Genomic DNA, 21,730 nt, shown 5'->3' with positions numbered 1-21,730 from the left:
TTCGCACCTCCTATATTTCATAGATGAATTTAATTAAAAAACTATTAATTCTAGCAAATAATACAACGAATTTTTAGTTAGTTTAACCTCAGTGAAAAAGAGAGTACATGGTCATAAATGCCCATATACTCTCTTTTCTATAAGATTTTAAGCTAACAAGTTATACTTCTTACTTTTCTGCAGCTTCCATATACGTCCATTTGTAGCTATAGTCGCCACCGAATGGATGTGTAGCAAGACCTTTTACAGCAGGGTTCATAAGAACCATTCTTCCGCGTTGATACTGAGGTACAAGACCTGCATCATCTTCAAGAAGAATTTTTTCAGCTTTTGCAAATGCTTCAAAACGAGCTACTGGATCAGTTGCAATTGTAGTTTTTGTAGATTCAATAAGCTTGTCATACTCTGGGTTAGAGTAATTCATTTTGTTTTGTGGACTTCCCGTTACGAACAATTCCATGAACGAGATTGGATCCTGGAAGTCAGGGCCCCATCCTGCTGATTGAACATCATAATCACTTGTATCATCAAGTTCAAGACGAACAGCAAAAGGAACTTCTTTCAGCTTGATTGTCAAACCTGGAAGGTTTCTTTCAAATTCCGATTTGAACCATTCTTGTTGTTTTTTAGCGTTTTCAGTGTCGCCACCGAGAATTTCAATTTCCACTTTGTCTGTTCCAAGTGCTGCCAGACCTTTTTTCCAATATTCTTGTGCTTCTTCAACGTTATATGCAGAGAATTCACCGCTGTAATCACGGAAATCTTTACCGTCTTCATCAAATGTAAAGTCATCTGCAACTAGGAAGTTAGCAGCAATAGATCCATTAGCAAGTATTGCATCTGCTAACTCTTCTTTGTTGAAGGCTCTTGCGAATGCTTTACGAATGTCAGCATTTGCAAGTGGCGTAGCTTTACCGTTACGTTCTTGATTCAGTTTAAAGTAGAATACAGATGTTTCAAGCTCATTGATGATATTTGGATCATCAGCAAATTGCATTGCATATTCAGCAGAAAGTAGTACACGGTCTTTCTTGCCTTGTTCATATAATTTTACACCTGTTGCAGTTTCTTTAACAACGTCAACAATGATTTCTTCAAGTTTTACAGTATCAGCATCCCAATACTTGTCGTTTTTAACATATTTCCAGTTACCAGTACCATCCCAATCAGCTAATGAGAATGGACCGTTATAGATCATTGCTTCAGAGTTAGTTGCATATTTATCACCCTGAGCAGTTACGAATTCTTCGTTAAGTGGGTAGAATGTACCGAAAGACATAAGTGATAGGAAGTAAGCAACTGGACGTTCAAGTTCAACGATAAGTGTTTTATCGTCTTCTGCTTTAATTCCAAGATCTGCAATTTCTGCAGTTCCTTCACCGATTTCAGTTGCGTTTTTAATCATGCCTGCCATCAAATATGGTCCGTAAGGTGAACCAGTATCCGGATCAACTGCGCGCTGCCAAGCATATACAAAGTCATTCGCAGTTACAGGTGTTCCATCAGACCATTGTGCATCACGGATTTTGAATGTGTATGTCAATCCATCTTCACTGATTTCAGGTTCTCCATCTGCCATAGCAGGTACTGGAAGACTGTCTTGGTCAAGACGGTAAAGTCCTTCCATAATGTTGTTCAGTACGTTGAAACCTACAGCATCTTCTGAAATTGATGAGTCAATAGAAGGAATCTCTGCTGTTTCAATCAGATTCAGAACTTGCGCCACTTCTTCATTAGCTGGTTCTTCTGTAGTTCCTTTGTCCTCTTCTTTGTCTTTTACCGGTTCAGTAGTGCCTGCTTCTTCTTTGTCGCCGCACGCTGCTAAGAACACGCTAAGTACAAGCATGATACTAATTAGCCACATAAATTTGTGGTTTTTCAAATCGATGACCTCCTCAAAATTGTCTGAAAACTAGGTACATTTATATTATACAATGATTCTCACAGTTGTACATACCTTTTTGAAATTTTCTAGTGTAATAGAACAGCGTTATATAGACAAAGCCTGCATTGACAACGCTTACAACGATAAATTAATTCATATTTTTTATTGATATACTTCTGTTATATTGATTTTTTCTTACCAATACTTTACTATTACTTTGGAACGGGGTGGAAATATGAAGAAAATAGTTAGGAATATTCTGATTGCACATGTAATAATTATTCTGCTTATTCTACTCTATTTTAAAGAGCTCACTTTACTCTCTTATATAAACGCATCTTTCATCGTTGGTGGCGTTCTAACATTTCTTGGTCTGGTCTCTTTCGTTTTTTCAACCGGATTTTTCGATGTATTTACCGTTAGCATGAGAAAAGTAGTTACACCTAAACGTCGGATGGATGATGTTATGGCGATGCGGAAGCCTTCAGAAATTTTTTCAGGAAACGTAAGTCCAATGCTCGGAAGCGGTACACTCATTCTTATTATGATGGGAATCGCGCTCCTTATTTTTTATATTTAAGGAGCAAGCCTATTGCATTTTTCCAGTGTAAGATTTATAATTATTAGAAACATTTAGAGCGAATGGCAATGACGGAAAAAAGTATTTCAGTATCAGTCTTTCAGAGAGCCTGTGGGTGGTGCAAACAGGTAGACTGAACCGAAAGAATGGGATCCCGAGCTTGATAAGCGAACCTTTTGAGCTAATTCAAAGTATATGGACTTTTTGAATTAGCCCTAAAGAAGCTCGTCACGTCCCCCGCGTTATGGGAATCAGAGTGGCCTTTGGGCAATTCGGGTGGTACCACGGTTGATCAAACATCAGTCGTCCCTTTTTTTACGGGGACGGCTGATGTTTTTTTGCGTCTACAGCATGTAGGTGTGCAACCATTGCCGGGGTCTGCAGGATGCTGATCATGTAGTCGTTGCGACAGGACGTCGCGTTCTTAGACTACCTTCCGTTATCGGCGAACTTTGGTTGTCTTCCATAGTGGCGAACTTAAGCCGCCTTCCATCGGAGCTTTTTCATCATATTAGGTAGCCTAACAATTTATTTTATCCATCAAACAGGAGGAGTTTTTCAAAATGAAAACCATTTTTTCAGGCGTACAGCCGACAGGAACAGTAACACTTGGCAACTATATCGGTGCCTTCCGTCAATTTACAGAGTTACAAAACGACTATCAATGCCTATTTTGTATTGTCGATCAGCATGCTATCACAGTTCAGCAGGATCCAGTGGAATTGGCAAAAACAATCCGTTCTCTTGCTGCAATCTATATTGCAAGTGGAATCGATCCAGAGAAAGCGGTATTGTTTATCCAATCAGAAGTCCCTGCACACGCGCAAGCAGGCTGGATGATGCAATGTATTTCGTATATCGGTGAACTTGAGCGTATGACGCAGTTCAAAGATAAATCAGACGGGAAAGAGGGCGTTTCTTCGGCACTTCTGACATATCCACCACTTATGGCTGCTGACATCCTTCTATATAACACTAATATCGTCCCGGTTGGCGATGACCAAAAGCAGCATCTTGAATTGACGCGTGATCTAGCAGAGCGGTTCAATAAAAGGTTCGGCGGTATCTTGACGATTCCTGAAGTCAGAATTCCAAAGAATGGTGCACGCATTAAGTCACTCCAAGATCCGTTAAAGAAAATGAGTAAATCTGATCCTAATAAAAAAGGGACTATCTCGCTACTTGATACACCCAAAGAAATCGAGAAAAAGATTAAAAGCGCAGTAACAGATTCTGAAGGCATCGTGAAATACGACATTGAAAATAAACCAGGTGTATCGAATCTATTGACAATTGAATCAGCGTTAAGTGATGTTTCAATTGAAGATCTTGTTTTGAAATATGATGGACTTGGATATGGCGCATTTAAAGCTGGCGTAGCCGAAGCCGTCATCAACCATCTATCACCTATTCAAGAGAGATACTACGAACTTTTGGATTCGCCTGTCCTAGATGAAATTTTGGATGAAGGCGCAGTGAAAGCAAATGCGATTGCCGCTGTCACTCTCGGGAAGATGGAAGTCGCGATGGGACTCGGACGTAGACGGTAAGAATAATCATGATTGTTGCTACGACGAATAACGCAAAATCTGCCGTATGTATTATAAAATAAATGATTTGATACCAGTCGTAGCCGAATGATCTGTAATTAAAATAAAATATTATTTGTGAAACAGTAACAACAATTAGCCCATAACTAATTAGAAATAAAAATATGCGTGTCATTAGCATCGTCCTTTTGATTTTCTTTGATTATATGACAGCATGGCCCCCTTTTAGACGAAGGGGGCCATTTAATTTGAAAAGATAGTACTTTGAATGTGTCGGGGTGGGTTGGCGCATTGCGGAACTCTGAGGACAAAATTCCGCACTGTGAGGGCAAATCATCAAACTGTCAGGGCAATCCAAGAAACTGTGATGGCATCGCGAAACTCTGAGGGCAAACTTCCATACTCTGAGGACAAATCGCCAAACTGGCAGGGCAAGCCGCGAAACTGGGAGCGCATCGCGAAATTCTGAGGGCAAACTTCCGTACTCTGAGGGCAAATCGCCAAACTGTAACGGCAAGCCACGAAACTTTCTGTACAACCCCAAAAACCGCATAAAACAAAAAGACGCCCCAGTAAACTGGAACGTCCTGCTAACTTAAACTTATATTTTTTTGAATACGAGTGATGCATTATGTCCGCCGAAACCGAGTGAGTTGCTCATAGCGTACGTAATGTCCGCTTTGCGCGCACCTTCTGTTACGTAGTCGAGATCACACTCAGGATCTGGATTCACAAAATTCATTGTCGGTGGCAGGATTCCTTCTTCTAATGCCTTCACCGTGAAGATTGCTTCCAGTCCGCCTGCAGCGCCGAGCAAATGGCCTGTCATTGATTTCGTTGAGCTCATCGTGAGTTTATATGCGTGCTCGCCGAAAACTGTTTTCGCTGCCATTGTTTCGAATTGATCGTTATATGGCGTGCTCGTTCCGTGAGCATTAATATAATCGATTTTATCTGGACTGATACCACTTTGCTCAATCGCCTGTTGCATCGCGCGTGCGCCACCTTCGCCCCCAGGAGCTGGAGCTGTAATATGGTGCGCATCACCTGTTGCACCATAGCCGGTTAGTTCAGCGTAAATTTTCGCACCGCGTGCAATTGCATGCTCGTACTCTTCAAGGATTAAGATACCAGCTCCTTCTCCAATTACAAAACCGTCACGTTCTTTATCAAAGGGACGTGATGCGGTTGCAGGGTCGGGGTTTAACGACAATGCTGTATTCGCACAGAAACCAGCAACTGCCATTGTTGTGATTGGCGCTTCTGCTCCGCCAGTAATCATAACGTCAGCATCACCGCGGCGAATAACTTCAAATGCATCTCCTATCGAGTTCGTGCCTGATGCACAAGCTGTTACGGTACAAGAATTAATGCCTTTTGCTCCATGATAAATAGATACTTGGCCCGCTGCCATATCGGGAATCATCATTGGAACGAAAAACGGACTAACGCGTCTATAGCCTTTCTCTTGGAACGTTAGAAACTGTTGCTCATGCGTTTCCATACCACCGATGCCTGAACCAATCCAGACACCCGTGCGAAGAGCTAAATCTCCTTCAAGTTCAAGATTTGCATCTTTCATTGCCATAATCGATGCCGCAAGTGCGTAATGCGTGAATCGATCCATTTTACGCGCGTCTTTCCGAGAGATATATTGTTCTATATCAAAATCTTTCACTTCTGCTGCTACTTTTACAGGAAACTTATCACTGTCAAGTCTTGTTAGTGGTCCGATTCCAGATTTCCCTTCCAAGACCGCTTTCCATGACTCCTCCGCTGAATTCCCGACTGGAGAGATTGCCCCAATACCTGTTACTACTACACGTTTTATTCCCATATGTGAAAACTTCCCTTCTATTCTATAAAGACTGACGCTACTTGTCACTTTTCATACACCACAAAACATGTGTACTGTTTTATTTTCCCCACTTAATGCATATTGCGCCCCAAGTAAGACCTCCGCCGAATCCAACCATGACAATAACGTCATCATCTTTCACCCTGCCTTCAGCTAAATCATCGACAAGTGAAATTGGAATGGACGCGGCAGATGTATTGCCGTATTTATGGATTGTCTTGGACATTTTTTCTACTGGTAACCCTAGTCGTTCACGAGAAGATTCCATAATTCGTATATTCGCCTGGTGCGGAATAAGGAAATCGACGTCTTCCTTCATTAGACCCGCTTTTCTAATAACGCTTTCTGCGGATTCGCCCATTTGACGGACTGCGAATTTGAATACTTCACGGCCATTCATAACGAGTTTTTCATCCTGATAAAGGTGTTTGCCACCGCTACCGTCTGCACCGAGTTCGAATGACAGGATTCCCCGTCCTTCACTTACTTTTCCTATAATAGCTGCACCCGCTCCGTCTCCGAAAAGAATAGCGGTATTACGGTCTTCCCAATTGGTAATTTTAGATAACTTTTCTACTCCGACAACAAGTACATAATCATATGTGCCCGATTCGACAAACTGTTTCGCCGTTATGACACCATACATGAACCCTGCACAAGCCGCTGAAATGTCCATTGCCGCCGCATTGGTTGCGCCGAGCTGTTGTTGAAGCATTGTCGACACTGAAGGAAAAGGTCGATCAGGTGTGACTGTAGCTACAAGAATAAGTCCGATTTCTTCTGGTTTGATCCCTGCGTTGTTGATTGCTTCCACTGCAGCGTTATATGCCATATGAGACGTATCCGTTGAATCGTCTGCGATGCGTCTTTCTTCGATGCCTGTCATTGTACGAATCCATTCATCCGATGTATCCAAACGCTTTTCAAGGTCAGCGTTCGTCAAAACGTGTGATGGTACGTATTTACCCATGCCGATAAATCCAGCAGTCATTCCGCATCCCCCGTTCTTTATCATCTATTATTAGTACCTGCTCTTAATCATAAAAGAAATGGGCTCACTTTTCAACCTGTTGACACTTTTTCGCCAAATAAAGTTCCGTTTGCATGGAAATTAGTTTCTCCAATGTAACCACTGTGATATGATTAAATATGAAATAGTAATGTAGAGGTGAATTCAATGAAATACGTAATGACATTTTTCTGGTCTTTCTGTTTAATCACTATGTTGAACTATGTTTCTGGAGCAATTGCTAACTTGCCATTTGACTTCATGCCAGGCGTATATGTTTCGCTTGTCGTTTCTGTAATCGTTATCTTACTGGCTGAATCTTTCCCAGAAGGCGAAATTGCAGATCATTAATCAACAAAAAACCATCTCCCTCGCTGGGGATGGTTTTTATATTGGATACTACTTGTGTTGATTAACCAAAATAACCTGTAAATAACTGAATTAAACACTAGGCGCTTCGTGTACAGGTTGTTTGGATTGCTTTGAATTGAATGCCCTCTATACGTTTACCGAGATGTCTTGATGTGTAGGGATGCGACTTTGTCGCATCCCTACACATTTTTTCGGTAATCGTATGGTGCTTATTCATCCGTCGCGCTCCAAATTCCTAAGTACACAAAGTGCTAACTTTTTTTTGGACGAAAGAATAGCGGGGCTTCTTAATCTAGATAATAGCTGCCAAAGATACAATTTTGGCGGCTGAAACCTTCTCCATAGTCTTGTCTTTTTTAGTTAAGAAAGAGTCACTTTCTTATAGTCCATCGCATGATAAGATGCATACCCTTTACTAAAGGTAAACAAGGAACACATTGTACAAAGTACTAGGATGCCCGAAATTGTATCTTCGGGCACTTACAACATGTATAAAAAGTCATCTATTCTTTTATTCTAAAGCAGCTGTATTTTTCACTTTACCGTTGTAGGAACGCGATAGGAAACGATTCGCAACAGGGTTACTGAAAAGGGTGTGGCTAGGAATGACGAAGTCGTTTCTAGCCACACTTGCCCCTCGGTAAGGTTGTCGTGAATAATTCTCTGAAAGCGGATCGGAAATGATCCAGTGAAAATGGCGTTTTTTAAGCCTTTCTTACCTGCTCTTCATGTAAGAATATGGTTAATCAATTGACGTGATTGGATACTATAGAAAAAGCCGCAGGAAGTTCAAACTTCCTGCGGCTTTTTCTATTTTAATCTGTTTGAATAACTAATTTCCCGTTTTCCATAGCTAGAACGAGTTTATCATTTAGTTTAAGATCGCCTTTAATAATTTCTTTTGCAACCATCGTTTCAACATGTCGTTGGATAAAACGTTTCAATGGACGAGCTCCGAAATCGGCATCTGTTCCTTCATTGACAATCCAATCGAGCACATCTTCACTATATTCCATAATGATTTCTTGTCCACGTAATCGTTTAACTAGGTCTTCAATCATTTTCCGTGCAATCTTGCGGAATGAATCACCTGTCAGTGAATGGAAAATAATGATGTCATCCATTCGATTTAATAACTCTGGTTTGAAATGATTTTTTAATTCGGCCATGACTAGATCTTCTGCTGCATGGTTTTCTGTATCGTCTAGCCCATGAAGCAAGTAGGCAGAGCCGATATTCGAGGTCATAATGACGACAGTATTGGTAAAGTTGACGAGTCTGCCTTGGCTATCGGTGATTCGGCCGTCATCTAATACTTGCAATAAGATGTTTGCGACATCCGGATGTGCTTTCTCGATTTCATCTAACAGCACCACTGAATACGGATTGCGTCGTACTGCTTCCGTCAATTGACCACCTTCTTCGTAACCGATGTAGCCTGGAGGTGCGCCAACAAGCCGCGATATACTATGCTTCTCCATATATTCCGACATGTCGATGCGGATGAAATGATCTTCTGAATCAAACAATGTCGCAGCGAGCGTTTTCGCCAGCTCTGTCTTCCCGACCCCAGTTGGTCCCAAAAATAGGAATGAGCCGATTGGTTTGTCTGGATCTTTAATGCCCGCACGTGCGCGCCAAACCGCTTCCGTCACAAGTTGTACAGCATCATCCTGCCCAATTACACGCTCTTCAAGTGTTTCACGCAGACGAAGTAGTTTTTCACGTTCACCTTCAACAAGTTTCGTTACCGGAATACCCGTCCAACGCGCGACAATTGTCGCAATTTCTTCTTCCGTCACTTCTTCACGGAGCAGTCGATTTTCCTGTCCCTCTACAAGCGCGGCCTCAAGTTCATGCAAATCCTCCTCTAGATTCGGGATTTTTCCATAAGTAAGTTCTGCAGCTTTATTCAAGTCAAACCGATTTTCAGCTTCTTCTAGTTCACGTCGGAAACGGTCTAGCTTTTCTCGCTTATCCTGGATTCCACGCAATGTTTCTTTTTCAGAATCCCATTGCTCCCGCATGCCTGCAGACGATTCTTTCAGCTCTGTCAGTTCATCACGAAGTACTTCAAGACGATTTTTACTAACCGCGTCTTTTTCTTTACGTAACGCTTGCTCTTCAATTTCAAGCTGCATAATCCGGCGTGTCACCGCATCCAATTCGGATGGCATTGAGTCGATTTCAGTCCGTATCATCGCGCTCGCTTCATCTATTAAGTCAATTGCTTTATCCGGCAAGAAACGCTCTGTCAAATAGCGGTCTGATAATGTTGCCGCCGCAACAATTGCACGGTCATGGATGCGCACACCATGGTGAAGTTCATAGCGTTCTTTCAATCCCCGTAAAATCGACACTGTATCCTCGACGGACGGTTCACGCACGAGTACTTGCTGGAAACGGCGTTCAAGCGCAGGATCTTTTTCGATATATAACCGGTACTCGTCAAGTGTCGTTGCTCCGATACAGTATAATTCACCGCGTGCTAGCATTGGTTTCAGCATGTTGCCAGCGTCCATTGCGCCTTCTGTTTTCCCCGCGCCGACAATTGTATGGATTTCATCAATGAATAGAATGATCTCCCCAGCACTATCTTTCACCTGTTTCAGTACGCCTTTTAAACGCTCTTCAAATTCACCACGGTATTTTGCACCCGCGATAAGTGAACTCATATCAAGTTCAAAAATTTGGCGATCTTTCAATCCTTCTGGCACATCGCCCTTCACAATTCGTTGCGCAAGTCCTTCAACGATTGCCGTCTTGCCGACACCCGGTTCCCCGATTAAAACAGGATTGTTTTTAGTCTTTCTTGATAAAATCCGAATGACGTTACGTATTTCCTCATCACGACCAATAACGGGATCCATTTTCCCTTTTTTAACTTCTTCAACGAGATTCCGTCCAAATTGTTCAAGAGGTGTACGCTGGTCTTCTTGCTGTCCGTCCATTCGCATATACATCCACCTTTCTATAAGTCAACGTCTGACTTTGACTATCTTTGATTAATTAAATTATAAGATGAATTTGATGGAAAGTAAAGCGATTTGCACGGCGATTAATGATAAGAAAAGACCTCTACAAAGGAGCATCTTAGGGTTTGTCATTAGCTGTACAGATTACGAGTGGCTACTACTACGCCGTCTTCGTCCGCATATACAAAGTGATTGGGATTCCACTCTACATCTCCGAAAAGCAGTTTACTATCCTGTTCCCCTTTCCCCTCTTTTGTACTCTTCAACGGATGACTGCCTAGTGCTAGCACACCAATATTTTGTTCGATTAATTCTGCTGTATCGCGAACACATCCGTAGATAATAACCCCTGCGAGTTTACGGGTTTCAGCGATAACACCTAAATTGCCGCCCATTAACGCACATCTTTTTGAACCTTCGCCATCGACAACAAGAACACTACCTTCCGGAATAGTCTGCAGCGCTTCTTTCACAAGAACGTTATCCTCAAATACTTTCACAGTATAAATTGGGCCTGAGAATCGTTTGTTTTTTCCATACGATTTAAACACCGTTGAACACACTTGCAATTCGTTTGAAAAATCATCACATACATCCGCAGTTTTAATCGACATTTGAACACTCTCCCTTATTGGAATTCTTTCTCATATCTATACCATTCGACATTATTTCGATATTCCTTTTTAAGTGAGAAATATAATGTCTGTTGATGAACCACTTTTTCACATGGAGCACTTGTAAGAAATGCATAAAAGTCTGCATTTGCACGTGTACATTTCCGGCTTGCTTTGGACGAAATAACCACAATACTATTACCGCGGGTTCAATGTGGTTGGAAATGACTTCGTCACTTCCAGCCACATTTTATTCGGTCATCCTGTTGCGACTATCTGTCCGTCGCATACCTACAATGATCAAGTAAAAAATGCAACTACTCTTGAAGATGAAAGAATAACTACCTTTCTTGAGAGGTTGCAAGTGCCCGAAGATGAAATTTCGGGCACTCTGCTACTTTGAATAATGCCTTCCTTACTTACTTTTGCAAGGATCAGACAAGTAACAGTGTGCCGCTAGATAGAAAATAACCCTGCCTTAAATTTGAAAAGGAAATACTATAAAGAAGGAGTAAGCAGCCAAAATTGCATCTTTGGCTGCTCCTTTATTGGATAGCAAAGTGGCTATTCATTCATTCCCGAAAGCTTTGGCACTTGGTGTACCGGTATTTTTGGAGAGCGACGGACGAACTACCGCCATACGATTAACGAAAAAATGAGTAGGGATGCGACATTGTCGCATCCCTACTCAGCAAGATATCCCGATAATTGTATAGTAATCGTTCAGTCCACAGCGATCCGAAAGCACCTGTACGTAAGGATAAGCTGTTGTGAAGATTTACCCGCGAAAACCACAAAAAAACCGCACAACTTATCTCTAAGTCGCACGGCCTAATTGTTTTCTATTATCTTACGCCTAACGCTATTTTAGCATAACGAGACATATTATCTCTTGACCATGGTGGACTCCAAATGATATTAACATCTACGTTTTTCACTTCTGGAAGTTCCATCAGTTCTTGTGTAACGTTAGCAACGATTTGTGGTCCCATTGGACAACCCATCGATGTTAGTGTCATTGTCACTTTTGACGTTCCTTCTTCGTCAAGCTCTACATCATAAACTAGACCTAAGTTGACGATATCGACTCCAAGTTCCGGGTCAATTACGTTTTCAAGTGCCCCCATCATGCTATCTTTCATATCCTGGCTCATCTTCATCCCTCATTCCTTATTTTTACTAGCTTCATCATAGCAGAGTTCGGCTGTTCATTTCAAATGGCAGGCAAGCCAGTCAGCCGCCTGAAGCATTCCAGCTCTAGAAACGGCATGCCCCGAGGTAGCGCTTGAAACAAATTCAATTCGCTCCGGTTCAGTAGCATACTCCTTCTTGATGGCCTGATAGAAGTTATGTGTCGGTTCGTATGGCACAACCGCATCCTGCTTACCATGCCAAAAGTAGACAGGTCTATTGTTCAATGCCGATGGATGTTTCGTTAAATCAAACGTAGATAATGTGGCGAGTAATTTCTTCTTTTCATCTTCAGTAACAGGCAATGTAAAACCGCGTCGTTCGAACTCAGACATTTGTGCTTTCGCTAACTGGACAAAGCCTGGAGCTCCCATCATAACAGCGGCAACATCGACCCAATCATAGACCGCAAGACAGCCGAGCGTCGTAATGCCGCCCATCGATGTGCCTCCTAAACCAATTTTACCTGTAGTAAGAAGTCCGCGTTGCACTAGCTCTTCACGAATGACACTCACTTCTTCAATTGACGTCAAAACGATTTCCCAAAAACGTAGACTCAGTTGGACTTCATCAAGATTATCTTCCCGAGCGCCGTGTAGATGCGCGTCAGGTAAGAGAACTCGGATGCCTTTCTTCGCCATATTATAGGCATAATGCAAATTATGTTCTTTAGCACTCATGAATCCATGAATAAAAATAACAACTGGAACTTGTTTGTCTTTAAACTCATCCTCAACTATATGTAATAAGGGGATATCGCCCCATAACTCTTCAGTAACATTCATTGAAATCACACCTTTTCCTTTTCACTTGAGCGTACCAAAGTTTTTCTAAAAAAACAAAAGGCACGATTTCATGACTGGATTTTTTGACTTGATTCATATGTTAACGATAGACTATTTATAGAAGGAGGCGTTTTTTTGAAGCCACATTTAATCGTCCTCGATCTTGATGGGACATTACTTACAGACGAAAAAGTAATTTCAGATAAAACCAAGCTAACACTGAAAAAGGCAGAAGAAAAAGGTCATCACATTATGATTGCGACCGGAAGACCCTACCGAGCAAGTGAAGTGTATTACCGTCAACTCGGGCTTAAAACACCGATTGTCAACTTCAACGGTGCGTTCGTTCACCATCCTGATAATCGTTCTTGGAAAACAATCCATGAAACGATCTCTCTTCCCGTGGTGAAAGATGTCATTGATGCTATGCAGCAATTTACATTCCATAATATTGTTGCAGAAGTGATGGATGATGTATACATGCACCATCACGATGAAAAACTGCTCGACATTTTTGGATTTGGTGATCCTAAAATAACGCAGGGAGACATTCGTGAATTTTTGCAAGTCGATCCTACAAGTTTACTGATCCATGCACCTGACGATAAAGTTGATGCAATCAGACGCCATCTTGGTGATGTACACGCGGAAGTCATTGATCATCGTCAATGGGGAGCACCGTGGAAAGTCATTGAAATCGTTCGGCATGGCTTAAATAAGGCTGTCGGACTTTCACACGTCTCGAAGTGGATGGATATTCCAAAAGATCGAATTATTGCTTTTGGTGACGAAGACAACGATCTTGAAATGATTGACTATGCCGGAATCGGAGTGGCAATGGGAAATGGAATTGACAGGTTGAAATCAATTGCGAATGAAGTGACAGACACGAATAATGAGGATGGCATTGCACGAGTGCTCCGCGAAAGGTTACACTTGGACTAACTACAATTATCCAACGGAGGGGTCTATATGAAAATATTTGCGGACAGTGCCAGTGATTTACCAAAGTCATTTTTCGAAGACAACGATGTAACGCTCTTCCCATTACGCGTCCTCATCGATGACAAAGAGTACGACGATATAATGACGATCGATTCAAAAGAAGTCTACCAAGCAATTCGCAACGGCAAGCAACCTAAAACATCACAAGTATCACCTGAACTGTTCCTTCGAAAGTGGAAGGAACTCGCATCATCAGGTGAAAGTGGGATTTACATCGCTTTTTCTTCAGAGTTATCCGGTACATTCGACACCGCAATCATGACCGGAGACCAAGCAAAAGAAACGAATCCAAAAATGAACCTTATTATTATCGATTCAAGATGCGCTTCGCTTGGTTACGGTCTTCTTGTAAAAGAAGCAGTTCGGTTACGCGATGCGGGAGAAGACGATGTTCGAACGATTGAGCGTAAAATCCGATACATGGCGGCACATATGGAGCACCTCTTCACCGTGCAAGACCTTGATTATATGGCACGCGGCGGTCGCGTATCTAAAACGAGTGCATTCATCGGCGGGCTGCTCAACATTAAGCCATTACTCCATGTCGAAAACGGCAAACTCGTTCCTATCGAAAAGCACCGTGGACGCAAAAAAGTATTGCGTCGTATGGCTGATCTTATGGCGGAGCGCGGCGATAATTTAGCTGAACAGACGATTGCAATTTGCCATAGCGACGACGAAGGAATAGCACTCGAATTAAAAGCCATAATAGAAGAGTTATTTCATCCAAAAAATATCGAAATCCATATGATTGGATCTGTTATCGGTGCACATGTTGGTCCTGGTACAGTAGGCGTCTTTTTCCTGAATAAATTTAATCAGGAATTGATTTAAAGGAGGATTTGTTGATGAAAGTACTCATTGTCGGTGCAATCGCGGGTGGTTCCACTGTCGCCGCACAAATTAAACGCGCAGTTCCAGATTCTGAAATCATATTATTTGGACGTGATTCGGTACTTGGCTATGGGACATGCGGTATGCCATATGTCATCGGAGGATTAATTGAAGATAAATGGCAGCTAGTTGGCTCGTCTCCCGAAAAGTTCAGCGAGCAACGAGATATAACCGTCAAGTTAGGGCATGATGTACTGGCCATTAATCGGGAACAGAAAACGGTTGAAGTACGTAATATGGAAACAGATCATGTCTTTACAGAATCCTACGACAAACTTATTTTATCGCCCGGCGGAATCGCCCGTATACCTGACTTAAAAGGTCTCGGTGATTTGCCATTATTTACGCTGAAGAGCTTTGGGGATATGGAAGAAATCATCGACTATATAGAGCGTGAAAAACCGAAGTCGTGCGCTGTTATTGGAGGCGGATTCATCGGGATTGAACTTATTGAGAACTTCATCCATAGAGGATTACAAACAGCGCTTATTGATCGCAATGAACGCGTCATGACATTAATGGATCCTGAAATTTCACAAGTGCTTGGCAAGGAAATGCAAGATAATAAGGTCGACTTCTACTTTGAAGATGCCATCGAACGCATTGAAGGCAAGCGCTTGATCATGAAAAATGGGATGAACTTTGACGTTGACTTTATCGCGGCCAGTATTGGAATCGATCTTGATACGCAACTCGCGATTGAAGCTGATTTACATATCGGGCCGACGACAGGGATCGTCGTCAACAGCTATATGCAGACAAATGATCCTGACATTTATGCAATTGGTGACGCGGCAGAATGCAAAGACTGGTTCACCGGCAAACCGAAAAACGTGAAACTCGCTTGGCCAGCACATAGGCAATCATTCGTCGTCGCACGCCATCTGGCCGGCAATCCAATCGAAATGAATGGGCTCCTCGGCACGACGATTACAAAATTGTTTGCGCTGACTGCAGCTATGACTGGCCATTCGGCGAAAAGTTTAACAGATGAAGGTATCAAGTTTGGCACGGCAGTCTATGAAGGCCGAACGAATGCAGGCTATTACCCTGACCATGGGCGGATTTTACTGCGTGTTCATTATGATGAACAATCCCGGCTCATATTGGGTGCACAAGCGGTCGGTGACAAAGGAGTCGACAAACGAATTGACGTCATTGCAACTGCAATCATGGGCAAAATGACTGTCGATGACCTTGCAGCCCTTGAACTCGGCTACTCCCCACCCTATTCATCGCCGAAAGATCCCGTAAATATGATTGGTTATAAAGCGCGATAACAAGAAAAGCGTAAGGCGCTGTTTAGCCCCGAAAAGCGCTGGCCGACTAAATTCGCCACGTCCTGTGGCAACGTCGGCACTAGTACGTCCTGTACGTCGAAAGGCTTGACGACAAAGGCGCTCTTTGCCTTTTCGGCAAGACTGAAGCTAGACATCAAAAAACACCAGCATCGGCAACTTTGCCGATGCTGGTGTTTTCTGTCTTACTTCGCCTTCGTTTCAGCTTTTCTATCTTTTCTGCCTTGACGTCCTTTTCTCCAAGCCATGAATAGGAATCCAAAGAACAGGACATAGATTAAAATCGATGCGATTAGATAAGGCGTATTGAATCCTTTGTCTTCATCAGCGATATAAATCTCTGCAATTTCACGTTCTAGTACGACGCGGTAAATTCCATCCTTACCTTCCCGTACCGAATCACCATCAAGTAGACCACGTAATTTTTTATTGTCCCCGATTACTTCTTTCGGAATTTCTACATTGGCTGTCCCGGTTGTATTATTAAGTGCGACAATCCATGTCTCTTTATCATTTGAAAGCTTATACACTGTAAATCCATTCTCGTTGTGCAACATCTCAAAGTCACCGTTACGGAAAGCTTCTGATTGGTTGCGCAACTGGTTAAGGTCACCGATATGGTCAATTAACTCCTCATCGATCTTGAAATTCATGATCTGATGACTTTCAGGAGCAGATTCTCCATTTACCGCAATTTCTGTACCATAAGGCATAATCGGTACGCCTGGCATTGAAAATAGTGCCGTAATGGCTAGCTTCCACCGTGTCGGCGGGAACATTCTTGCTTCCACGATATCATATGTAAAACGTGGTCCTGTTAATTCATCGAACTGGATTAATTCCTTTTCGGTTGCATTTGACACTATCGATAGCGGTGAAGAATCTACGTCATATTTAACGAATGAATTTCTCATTGCGTTCATTTTTTCGTTATTCGGAGCAGAATCGAAGTCAGCATCACTTTCTTCATTCGTCAGTACATATGCTTTTGGTTTAACCGTTTTTACAGCTTGAATGATTTCATTCAAAAACGCCGTATCGATTTTATCAATCTTCGTTAAACGGATTCCATCTAACTTATACGTTTCCATGAAATCAACGATGGCTTCCTTCAATGCTTTTTGTGTTGCTGCATCCGAAGTATCCCAATCGATTGTTCCGTCAGCAGTAGGAAGTGCTTTGACAGTTCCCTCTTTTACCCAAACATGATTCGAACTCACTCCCGCAAGTGGGAAGTCAGCAATCACGGACATATCCTGCTTATGAATTGCTTTGATCATCTTGCTAAATTCTTCTGAAGTCCCAAAATGCGGGTCAAGTTTCGCATAATCAAGCACTTTACTTCCATCATACGTTTCCGTTTCAAAGACGGGTCCAAGTGAAATAAGCGTGAAGCCCATTCGGACAATATGCTCAAGTCTCGTAGCCACACCTGTGAAGTCTCCTCCACTGAATGCCGACAAATCTTTCGTATTTACGTCAAAGTCGTTCTTGCCATCGGCGTTATTAAACCGGTCCACAAGCAAATCATATATACTTTCATCCTCTATTGTTCTTTCCGTTTCTGCAAAAACCCCTGCTGGAGATAGGGTAGATACCAGTAATAGAAAAGTTGCAATAAGTCCAAACCATTTATTCGCTTTCACAAAATTGCCTCCTCAATACGAGCTGTCACTCGTCATTTTACCAAACGCCGCCACATGTCGCCATTGTTTACGCCAAAAACCTCATCCTTCCCAATGAAATAGGTCGATATTGTGAAATTAGAAAAGTCGATGCGGCGTTCTTGCCACACAGTCAGACTTACTTATGACCCCGAGCGTCTGGCCGCCTGAGACTAGACATAAAGAGTGGAAACTCTATACCACATTTTAAGTTATCAAAACACATGTGTTAATTATCCAAAAACAACCAGTAAATAACTGAATCAAACACTAGATATGTTGAACAAATGAATATGGCGTATGTGCATTACAAGGGCTTTTGGGAGGTCGACGAAAAGTCCTAACACTTGGAACAAATTGGAATTCCCGATAATACCGCTTCGACGCTTTGTGGATGCCTCCCATGATAAGCCAGAAAGAAGACCGTTTTCAGTCTTATCGCTTCGGCTACCACGAAGTCGCGTCTTCGCTGGATGTTCTATGTGAGAAAGAGCTTTTCGTTATCGAGGATGAGACCGACAACCTGGAGTGCTATAAATCGATCGAATGTGATCAACTAATGTCCCAATGCATGAGGAGTGAATTAGAAATCCTGCGAATACCGCTTCGACGCTTTGTGGATGCCTCCCGCGATAAGCCAGAAAGAAGACCGCTTTCAGTCTTATCGCTTCGGCTACCACGAAGTCGCGTCTTCGCTGGATGTTCTATGTGAGAAAGAGCTTTTCATTATTAGTGATGAATCCGGTATATATACTGAGCGAAGGCGCCTTAACAGGGGTAGCCAACCGAACAACGAAGAGTTCGGTTGGTATAATTTCTGCGTTCTTTGCAGAAATTATACAGTTAATGCCAAGAGGTTATTCCAGATAGGTTAAAGAATACCTCATCTGGCTTATGGAGGGAGGCATCCCCTAGCGCCATAGCGGTTCAATGGAATTCTATATTTCAATTTATATAGTATCAACTAGTAATCACCTTACAACCTCGGCATATACATCTCAAAATCATATTTCTCTCGATAATGAACACCCTAGCGCAGGCGCGGCAAAGGGGTCGCCGAAGCCGTAAGACTGGATGCGTAGCGCTAATCCAGGCTTACGGTGAGAGGCATCCCCGAAGCGCCAAGTGTTCTACAATCCACACCCCGAAGTTCCAGTGAAAATGGCGTCTTTCAAGCCTTTCTTACCTGCTCCTTATGCAAGAAAAATGGTTAATCAACAGACATGTTATCAAATCAATAAAAAACACCCGCCAGCACAATCGCCAGCAGGTGTCTCATTCATCAAACAGTTCATCGTCATCAGTAGATGATCGCTTTTTGCGGGAAAACAGGATGACGGAAACAGCAAAGAACGCCATTAACATCAAAACAACGATAAGTAATATCGGTCCGATACTAGATTCCATCTTCATCCCCCGTTTGCATAAAACAGCGCATTTTCAATAATCGTTTCCGTAAAAATTATGCGAACCAGTTAATACCCATTGGCAATTTAAATCCTAGGAACATCGTCGCCAATACGAAGACGAAAAACAGGATCCATACTACTTTGACACTCTTATTCTTCGCAGAACGGACGAGCACCATTTCCATCATACCAATTGTCAGAAGACCCAATAAGAATTTGACGCCATACAACGCGCCATCAAGCGATGAATATTCAAAGAATAGCGCCGCGCCTGTAATTACAATCAGCACGTAGAATAGACGTGCAATCATATGAAGAATTTTTCTACCTTTTGACTCTGTGTCCATACTTGCAGCAACGAGGAATAAGATAATTCCAACAACCCATGTGAAAATATGAAGATGTGTAGCGTTTGTTAATACGTCCAAATTAGTCACCTCATTTAATTAGTAATACTAAATAATCGTATCACAATTGACTAATTCGCAAAAGGGAAACTGCTCAAACAAACTTATTTACGAGAGTTCCGATGCTTTCAATGGACACTTTTACAGTATCGCCTTGTTTTAAAAATGTCGGAGGTGTCATGCCTTTGCCAACGCCAGCAGGTGTCCCCGTCAAAATGACATCGCCTGGTTCAAGCGTCACATAACGTGATATTTCAGCAATCAGTTCATCGATTTTGAAAATCATCGACGCTGTATTGCCATTTTGTCTCACTTCATCGTTCACTTTTGTCACAACTGATAAATTATGTGGATTCGGTATTTCATTTTTCGTCACGAGATACGGTCCCATTGGACACGATCCATCGAGACTTTTTCCTAAGAAGAACTGACCATGTGCCGCTTGCACGTCACGCGCCGTCACATCGTTTGCAATGGTGTAACCGAAAATATAATCATAGGCCAATTGTTTCGGGATATTACGTCCTCCCTTGCTAATGACAACCGCCAGTTCCCCTTCATAATCAAGGCTATCCGTCACATCGGCATGGACTGAAACGTCTTGTTCATCCGCTGCAATAGCGGTTGGTGATTTCGTGAAAATCATCAACTTTTCAGGTGGTGCATCTGCGCCCATTTCCGCCGCATGGTCAGCGTAGTTTTTGCCTACACATATGATGTTTTTAGGCGTTCTCGGAATTGGCGAAAGCCATTCTATAGCAGTGAATGCATATTTGAAACGATCCGAATTTTCATCAGCTCGCGCCTGTTCAGCAAGTTTCCGTACTTTTTCAACGAAATCCAGACCAGATGCAATACCTTCCGTGATTGTTTGCGGAAAATCAGTATCCTCAAATGCTTCTGCAATCGCTAACATATCCCATACTGCATCTTCCTTCTTCACTTTAGGTCCAAATAACGTCCTGCCTTCGTAACGGAACGATAATAATTTCATCTGTCAGCCCATCCCTTCATTAGTAAAACCCTTATTCTGATTACTACGACAAAGGCCGATCCTTTTCCTCTTTATTCGGCAAATTCTTTCCGTATGTTCCTTTGCGCCACAACCACTCTAATGGACCCATGCGGAATTTCGACAACCAAAATTCAGCAAATAGGACTTGAATGACGAACACACCGACTGCAATACCCACACCCGTTGCCAAGTCTACTTTGCCATACATGCCAAAACCGTAGGCGTAAAAAATGAGTGTCGCCACAATCGATTGCGTAATATATGTCGTCAATGACATCCTACCTACTTTTGAAATAGGACGGAATATCGCGCGGAAAAACGGTAGTTGGTAGAGTAAGAGCAACAAACCTATATAACCAATTGCTAAAACAGGACCGCCGAATTGCTCTTGCAATACAAGTGCATCCATTGAAGGACCACTAGTATGTGGTATAGCTTTCATCCATATGCCCGCAGCAAGTGACACAACAGTCACGACTGCGATGCCCACTTTCAATTCTGCGGCGCGCTCAATTACTTTCCATTTAGACAACCCTGCCCCAATCATAATGAGTGGCAATACGACGAAGATACCCAGTAACGAACTCGTCAATCCCAAAGTTAGCCATTCAGAAAAGCGAAAGCTAAAGATTTCGCCATAACTACCGTAGGCATACGCTTCAAGCGAGCGTTCAATTTGATGAATATCTGCGTAGCCTTCCATTATTGCATTCGAATCCAATTTACTCAGAAAATAAGTGATTCCATAAATGACTCCCGAAGGCACAATATAGACGAAAGCAGCAATCGGTAACATCCACTTCTTCGGAATTCTAACACACGCAATCATCATAAAGCCCATTAACGCGTACGTGAACAAAATGTCACCCATCCAGATGAACAATACATGAAGCAAACCGAAGACGAGCAAAACGCCCATACGACGTGCCATGACTGGCGCAAATGACATCTTATTTGCCATTGATTTTTCATATTGCATATTTAAACCATAACCGAACAGCATGGCGAAAATCGGGTAAAAACTCGCTTCCACGAAGATATCAACCCATTTAAAGACCGCCATATCACTCGATGCACTAAACCATGAATACGGATCCATATACAAATACGGTGAATGGAATACGAGCATATTCGCGATGAATATCCCGAGTAATGCAAACCCGCGCAGCATATCGAGCGCCTCAATACGATTTCCAAGCGTTGTTGGTGTTAATTTCAA

General features: G+C 42.4%; 18 protein-coding genes and 1 other annotated feature. Of the genes, 6 read left to right on the top strand and 12 right to left on the bottom strand.

Features of this window, described 5'->3' with window-relative positions; translation table 11 throughout:
* Nucleotides 1-169: 169 nt before the first annotated feature.
* On the bottom strand, nt 170-1,882 hold the full coding sequence (locus MKZ26_RS19875; protein WP_340740490.1) for a peptide ABC transporter substrate-binding protein: 1,713 nt from the start codon (nt 1,880-1,882) through the stop codon (nt 170-172).
* Between the two features lie 238 nt (nt 1,883-2,120).
* Here MKZ26_RS19875 and MKZ26_RS19870 point away from each other — a divergent pair, with 238 nt between their 5' ends.
* Nucleotides 2,121-2,465 (top strand): DUF3899 domain-containing protein, encoded by a 345-nt coding sequence (locus MKZ26_RS19870; protein ID WP_340767316.1) that lies wholly within the window; start codon nt 2,121-2,123, stop codon nt 2,463-2,465.
* A 59-nt stretch (nt 2,466-2,524) separates the two neighbouring features.
* Nucleotides 2,525-2,779 (top strand) — a binding site (T-box leader).
* A 249-nt stretch (nt 2,780-3,028) separates the two neighbouring features.
* The gene (trpS, locus tag MKZ26_RS19865; RefSeq protein WP_340767315.1) at nt 3,029-4,015 is read left to right on the top strand and encodes a tryptophan--tRNA ligase; all 987 of its coding nucleotides are present in this window, start codon (nt 3,029-3,031) and stop codon (nt 4,013-4,015) included.
* 601 nt (nt 4,016-4,616) lie between these two features.
* Here the strand turns inward: trpS and fabF are convergent.
* Both fabF and MKZ26_RS19855 read right to left on the bottom strand, forming a co-directional pair.
* A complete protein-coding gene (gene fabF / locus MKZ26_RS19860) occupies nt 4,617-5,852 on the bottom strand; it encodes a beta-ketoacyl-ACP synthase II (RefSeq protein WP_340767314.1) in 1,236 nt (411 codons plus the stop codon).
* A gap of 79 nt (nt 5,853-5,931) precedes the next feature.
* The gene (locus tag MKZ26_RS19855; protein ID WP_340767313.1) at nt 5,932-6,864 is read right to left on the bottom strand and encodes a beta-ketoacyl-ACP synthase III; all 933 of its coding nucleotides are present in this window, start codon (nt 6,862-6,864) and stop codon (nt 5,932-5,934) included.
* Between the two features lie 186 nt (nt 6,865-7,050).
* Between MKZ26_RS19855 and MKZ26_RS19850 the strand changes: the two genes are divergently transcribed.
* Nucleotides 7,051-7,233 (top strand): DUF2929 family protein, encoded by a 183-nt coding sequence (locus tag MKZ26_RS19850; protein WP_067211898.1) that lies wholly within the window; start codon nt 7,051-7,053, stop codon nt 7,231-7,233.
* A gap of 836 nt (nt 7,234-8,069) precedes the next feature.
* On the opposite strand, the gene MKZ26_RS19845 is transcribed toward MKZ26_RS19850, so the two are convergent.
* From MKZ26_RS19845 to MKZ26_RS19830, 4 genes are all read right to left on the bottom strand, one after another.
* Nucleotides 8,070-10,205 (bottom strand): ATP-dependent Clp protease ATP-binding subunit, encoded by a 2,136-nt coding sequence (locus MKZ26_RS19845; RefSeq protein ID WP_340767312.1) that lies wholly within the window; start codon nt 10,203-10,205, stop codon nt 8,070-8,072.
* A gap of 155 nt (nt 10,206-10,360) precedes the next feature.
* Nucleotides 10,361-10,843, bottom strand: coding sequence for a ribonuclease E activity regulator RraA (gene rraA, locus MKZ26_RS19840; protein ID WP_340767311.1), 483 nt, complete (start codon nt 10,841-10,843; stop codon nt 10,361-10,363).
* An 845-nt stretch (nt 10,844-11,688) separates the two neighbouring features.
* Nucleotides 11,689-11,997 (bottom strand): metal-sulfur cluster assembly factor, encoded by a 309-nt coding sequence (locus tag MKZ26_RS19835; protein ID WP_067211901.1) that lies wholly within the window; start codon nt 11,995-11,997, stop codon nt 11,689-11,691.
* A gap of 54 nt (nt 11,998-12,051) precedes the next feature.
* On the bottom strand, nt 12,052-12,819 hold the full coding sequence (locus MKZ26_RS19830; RefSeq protein WP_340767310.1) for a prolyl oligopeptidase family serine peptidase: 768 nt from the start codon (nt 12,817-12,819) through the stop codon (nt 12,052-12,054).
* Between the two features lie 135 nt (nt 12,820-12,954).
* On the opposite strand from MKZ26_RS19830, the gene MKZ26_RS19825 reads away from it, so the two are divergent.
* The 3 genes from MKZ26_RS19825 to MKZ26_RS19815 are packed head-to-tail and all read left to right on the top strand — an operon-like array spanning nt 12,955 to nt 15,998.
* Complete coding sequence (locus MKZ26_RS19825) at nt 12,955-13,764, top strand: Cof-type HAD-IIB family hydrolase (RefSeq protein ID WP_340767309.1); 810 nt, start codon at nt 12,955-12,957, stop codon at nt 13,762-13,764.
* 27 nt (nt 13,765-13,791) lie between these two features.
* Nucleotides 13,792-14,658, top strand: a complete 867-nt coding sequence (locus tag MKZ26_RS19820; RefSeq protein WP_187045532.1) for a DegV family protein — start codon at nt 13,792-13,794, stop codon at nt 14,656-14,658.
* A gap of 14 nt (nt 14,659-14,672) precedes the next feature.
* Complete coding sequence (locus tag MKZ26_RS19815; RefSeq protein ID WP_340767307.1) at nt 14,673-15,998, top strand: CoA-disulfide reductase; 1,326 nt, start codon at nt 14,673-14,675, stop codon at nt 15,996-15,998.
* A gap of 203 nt (nt 15,999-16,201) precedes the next feature.
* On the opposite strand, the gene MKZ26_RS19810 is transcribed toward MKZ26_RS19815, so the two are convergent.
* The 5 genes from MKZ26_RS19810 to MKZ26_RS19790 all read right to left on the bottom strand — a co-directional run bounded on the left by MKZ26_RS19810 (nt 16,202) and on the right by MKZ26_RS19790 (nt 21,730).
* Entirely contained in the window at nt 16,202-17,662 is a 1,461-nt protein-coding gene (locus tag MKZ26_RS19810; protein WP_340767306.1) for an alpha-amylase family glycosyl hydrolase, read from the bottom strand.
* Nucleotides 17,663-18,955: 1,293 nt separating this feature from the next.
* A complete protein-coding gene (locus MKZ26_RS19805; RefSeq protein ID WP_255428477.1) occupies nt 18,956-19,087 on the bottom strand; it encodes a hypothetical protein in 132 nt (43 codons plus the stop codon).
* Nucleotides 19,088-19,142: 55 nt separating this feature from the next.
* Entirely contained in the window at nt 19,143-19,517 is a 375-nt protein-coding gene (locus tag MKZ26_RS19800) for a YisL family protein (RefSeq protein ID WP_187045534.1), read from the bottom strand.
* A 73-nt stretch (nt 19,518-19,590) separates the two neighbouring features.
* The gene (locus MKZ26_RS19795) at nt 19,591-20,490 is read right to left on the bottom strand and encodes a fumarylacetoacetate hydrolase family protein (protein ID WP_340767305.1); all 900 of its coding nucleotides are present in this window, start codon (nt 20,488-20,490) and stop codon (nt 19,591-19,593) included.
* A 43-nt stretch (nt 20,491-20,533) separates the two neighbouring features.
* The gene (locus tag MKZ26_RS19790; protein ID WP_340767304.1) at nt 20,534-21,730 is read right to left on the bottom strand and encodes a DUF418 domain-containing protein; all 1,197 of its coding nucleotides are present in this window, start codon (nt 21,728-21,730) and stop codon (nt 20,534-20,536) included.

Origin of the sequence: Sporosarcina sp. FSL K6-6792, assembly GCF_038004885.1 — a bacterium.
Taxonomy (GTDB): Bacteria; Bacillota; Bacilli; order Bacillales_A; family Planococcaceae; genus Sporosarcina; species Sporosarcina psychrophila.
This window is presented reverse-complemented; position numbering and strand designations above follow the sequence as displayed.

What these genes read in the sequence shown, in the direction of transcription:
- MKZ26_RS19850 (WP_067211898.1), top strand. Translation starts at nt 7,051, where the DNA reads ATGAAATACGTAATGACATTTTTCTGGTCTTTCTGTTTAATCACTATG.
- rraA (WP_340767311.1), bottom strand. Translation starts at nt 10,843, where the DNA reads ATGTCGATTAAAACTGCGGATGTATGTGATGATTTTTCAAACGAATTG.
- MKZ26_RS19855 (WP_340767313.1), bottom strand. Translation starts at nt 6,864, where the DNA reads ATGACTGCTGGATTTATCGGCATGGGTAAATACGTACCATCACACGTT.
- MKZ26_RS19845 (WP_340767312.1), bottom strand. Translation starts at nt 10,205, where the DNA reads ATGGACGGACAGCAAGAAGACCAGCGTACACCTCTTGAACAATTTGGA.
- MKZ26_RS19805 (WP_255428477.1), bottom strand. Translation starts at nt 19,087, where the DNA reads ATGGAATCTAGTATCGGACCGATATTACTTATCGTTGTTTTGATGTTA.
- trpS (WP_340767315.1), top strand. Translation starts at nt 3,029, where the DNA reads ATGAAAACCATTTTTTCAGGCGTACAGCCGACAGGAACAGTAACACTT.
- fabF (WP_340767314.1), bottom strand. Translation starts at nt 5,852, where the DNA reads ATGGGAATAAAACGTGTAGTAGTAACAGGTATTGGGGCAATCTCTCCA.
- MKZ26_RS19830 (WP_340767310.1), bottom strand. Translation starts at nt 12,819, where the DNA reads ATGAATGTTACTGAAGAGTTATGGGGCGATATCCCCTTATTACATATA.
- MKZ26_RS19820 (WP_187045532.1), top strand. Translation starts at nt 13,792, where the DNA reads ATGAAAATATTTGCGGACAGTGCCAGTGATTTACCAAAGTCATTTTTC.
- MKZ26_RS19870 (WP_340767316.1), top strand. Translation starts at nt 2,121, where the DNA reads ATGAAGAAAATAGTTAGGAATATTCTGATTGCACATGTAATAATTATT.
- MKZ26_RS19815 (WP_340767307.1), top strand. Translation starts at nt 14,673, where the DNA reads ATGAAAGTACTCATTGTCGGTGCAATCGCGGGTGGTTCCACTGTCGCC.
- MKZ26_RS19835 (WP_067211901.1), bottom strand. Translation starts at nt 11,997, where the DNA reads ATGAGCCAGGATATGAAAGATAGCATGATGGGGGCACTTGAAAACGTA.
- MKZ26_RS19795 (WP_340767305.1), bottom strand. Translation starts at nt 20,490, where the DNA reads ATGAAATTATTATCGTTCCGTTACGAAGGCAGGACGTTATTTGGACCT.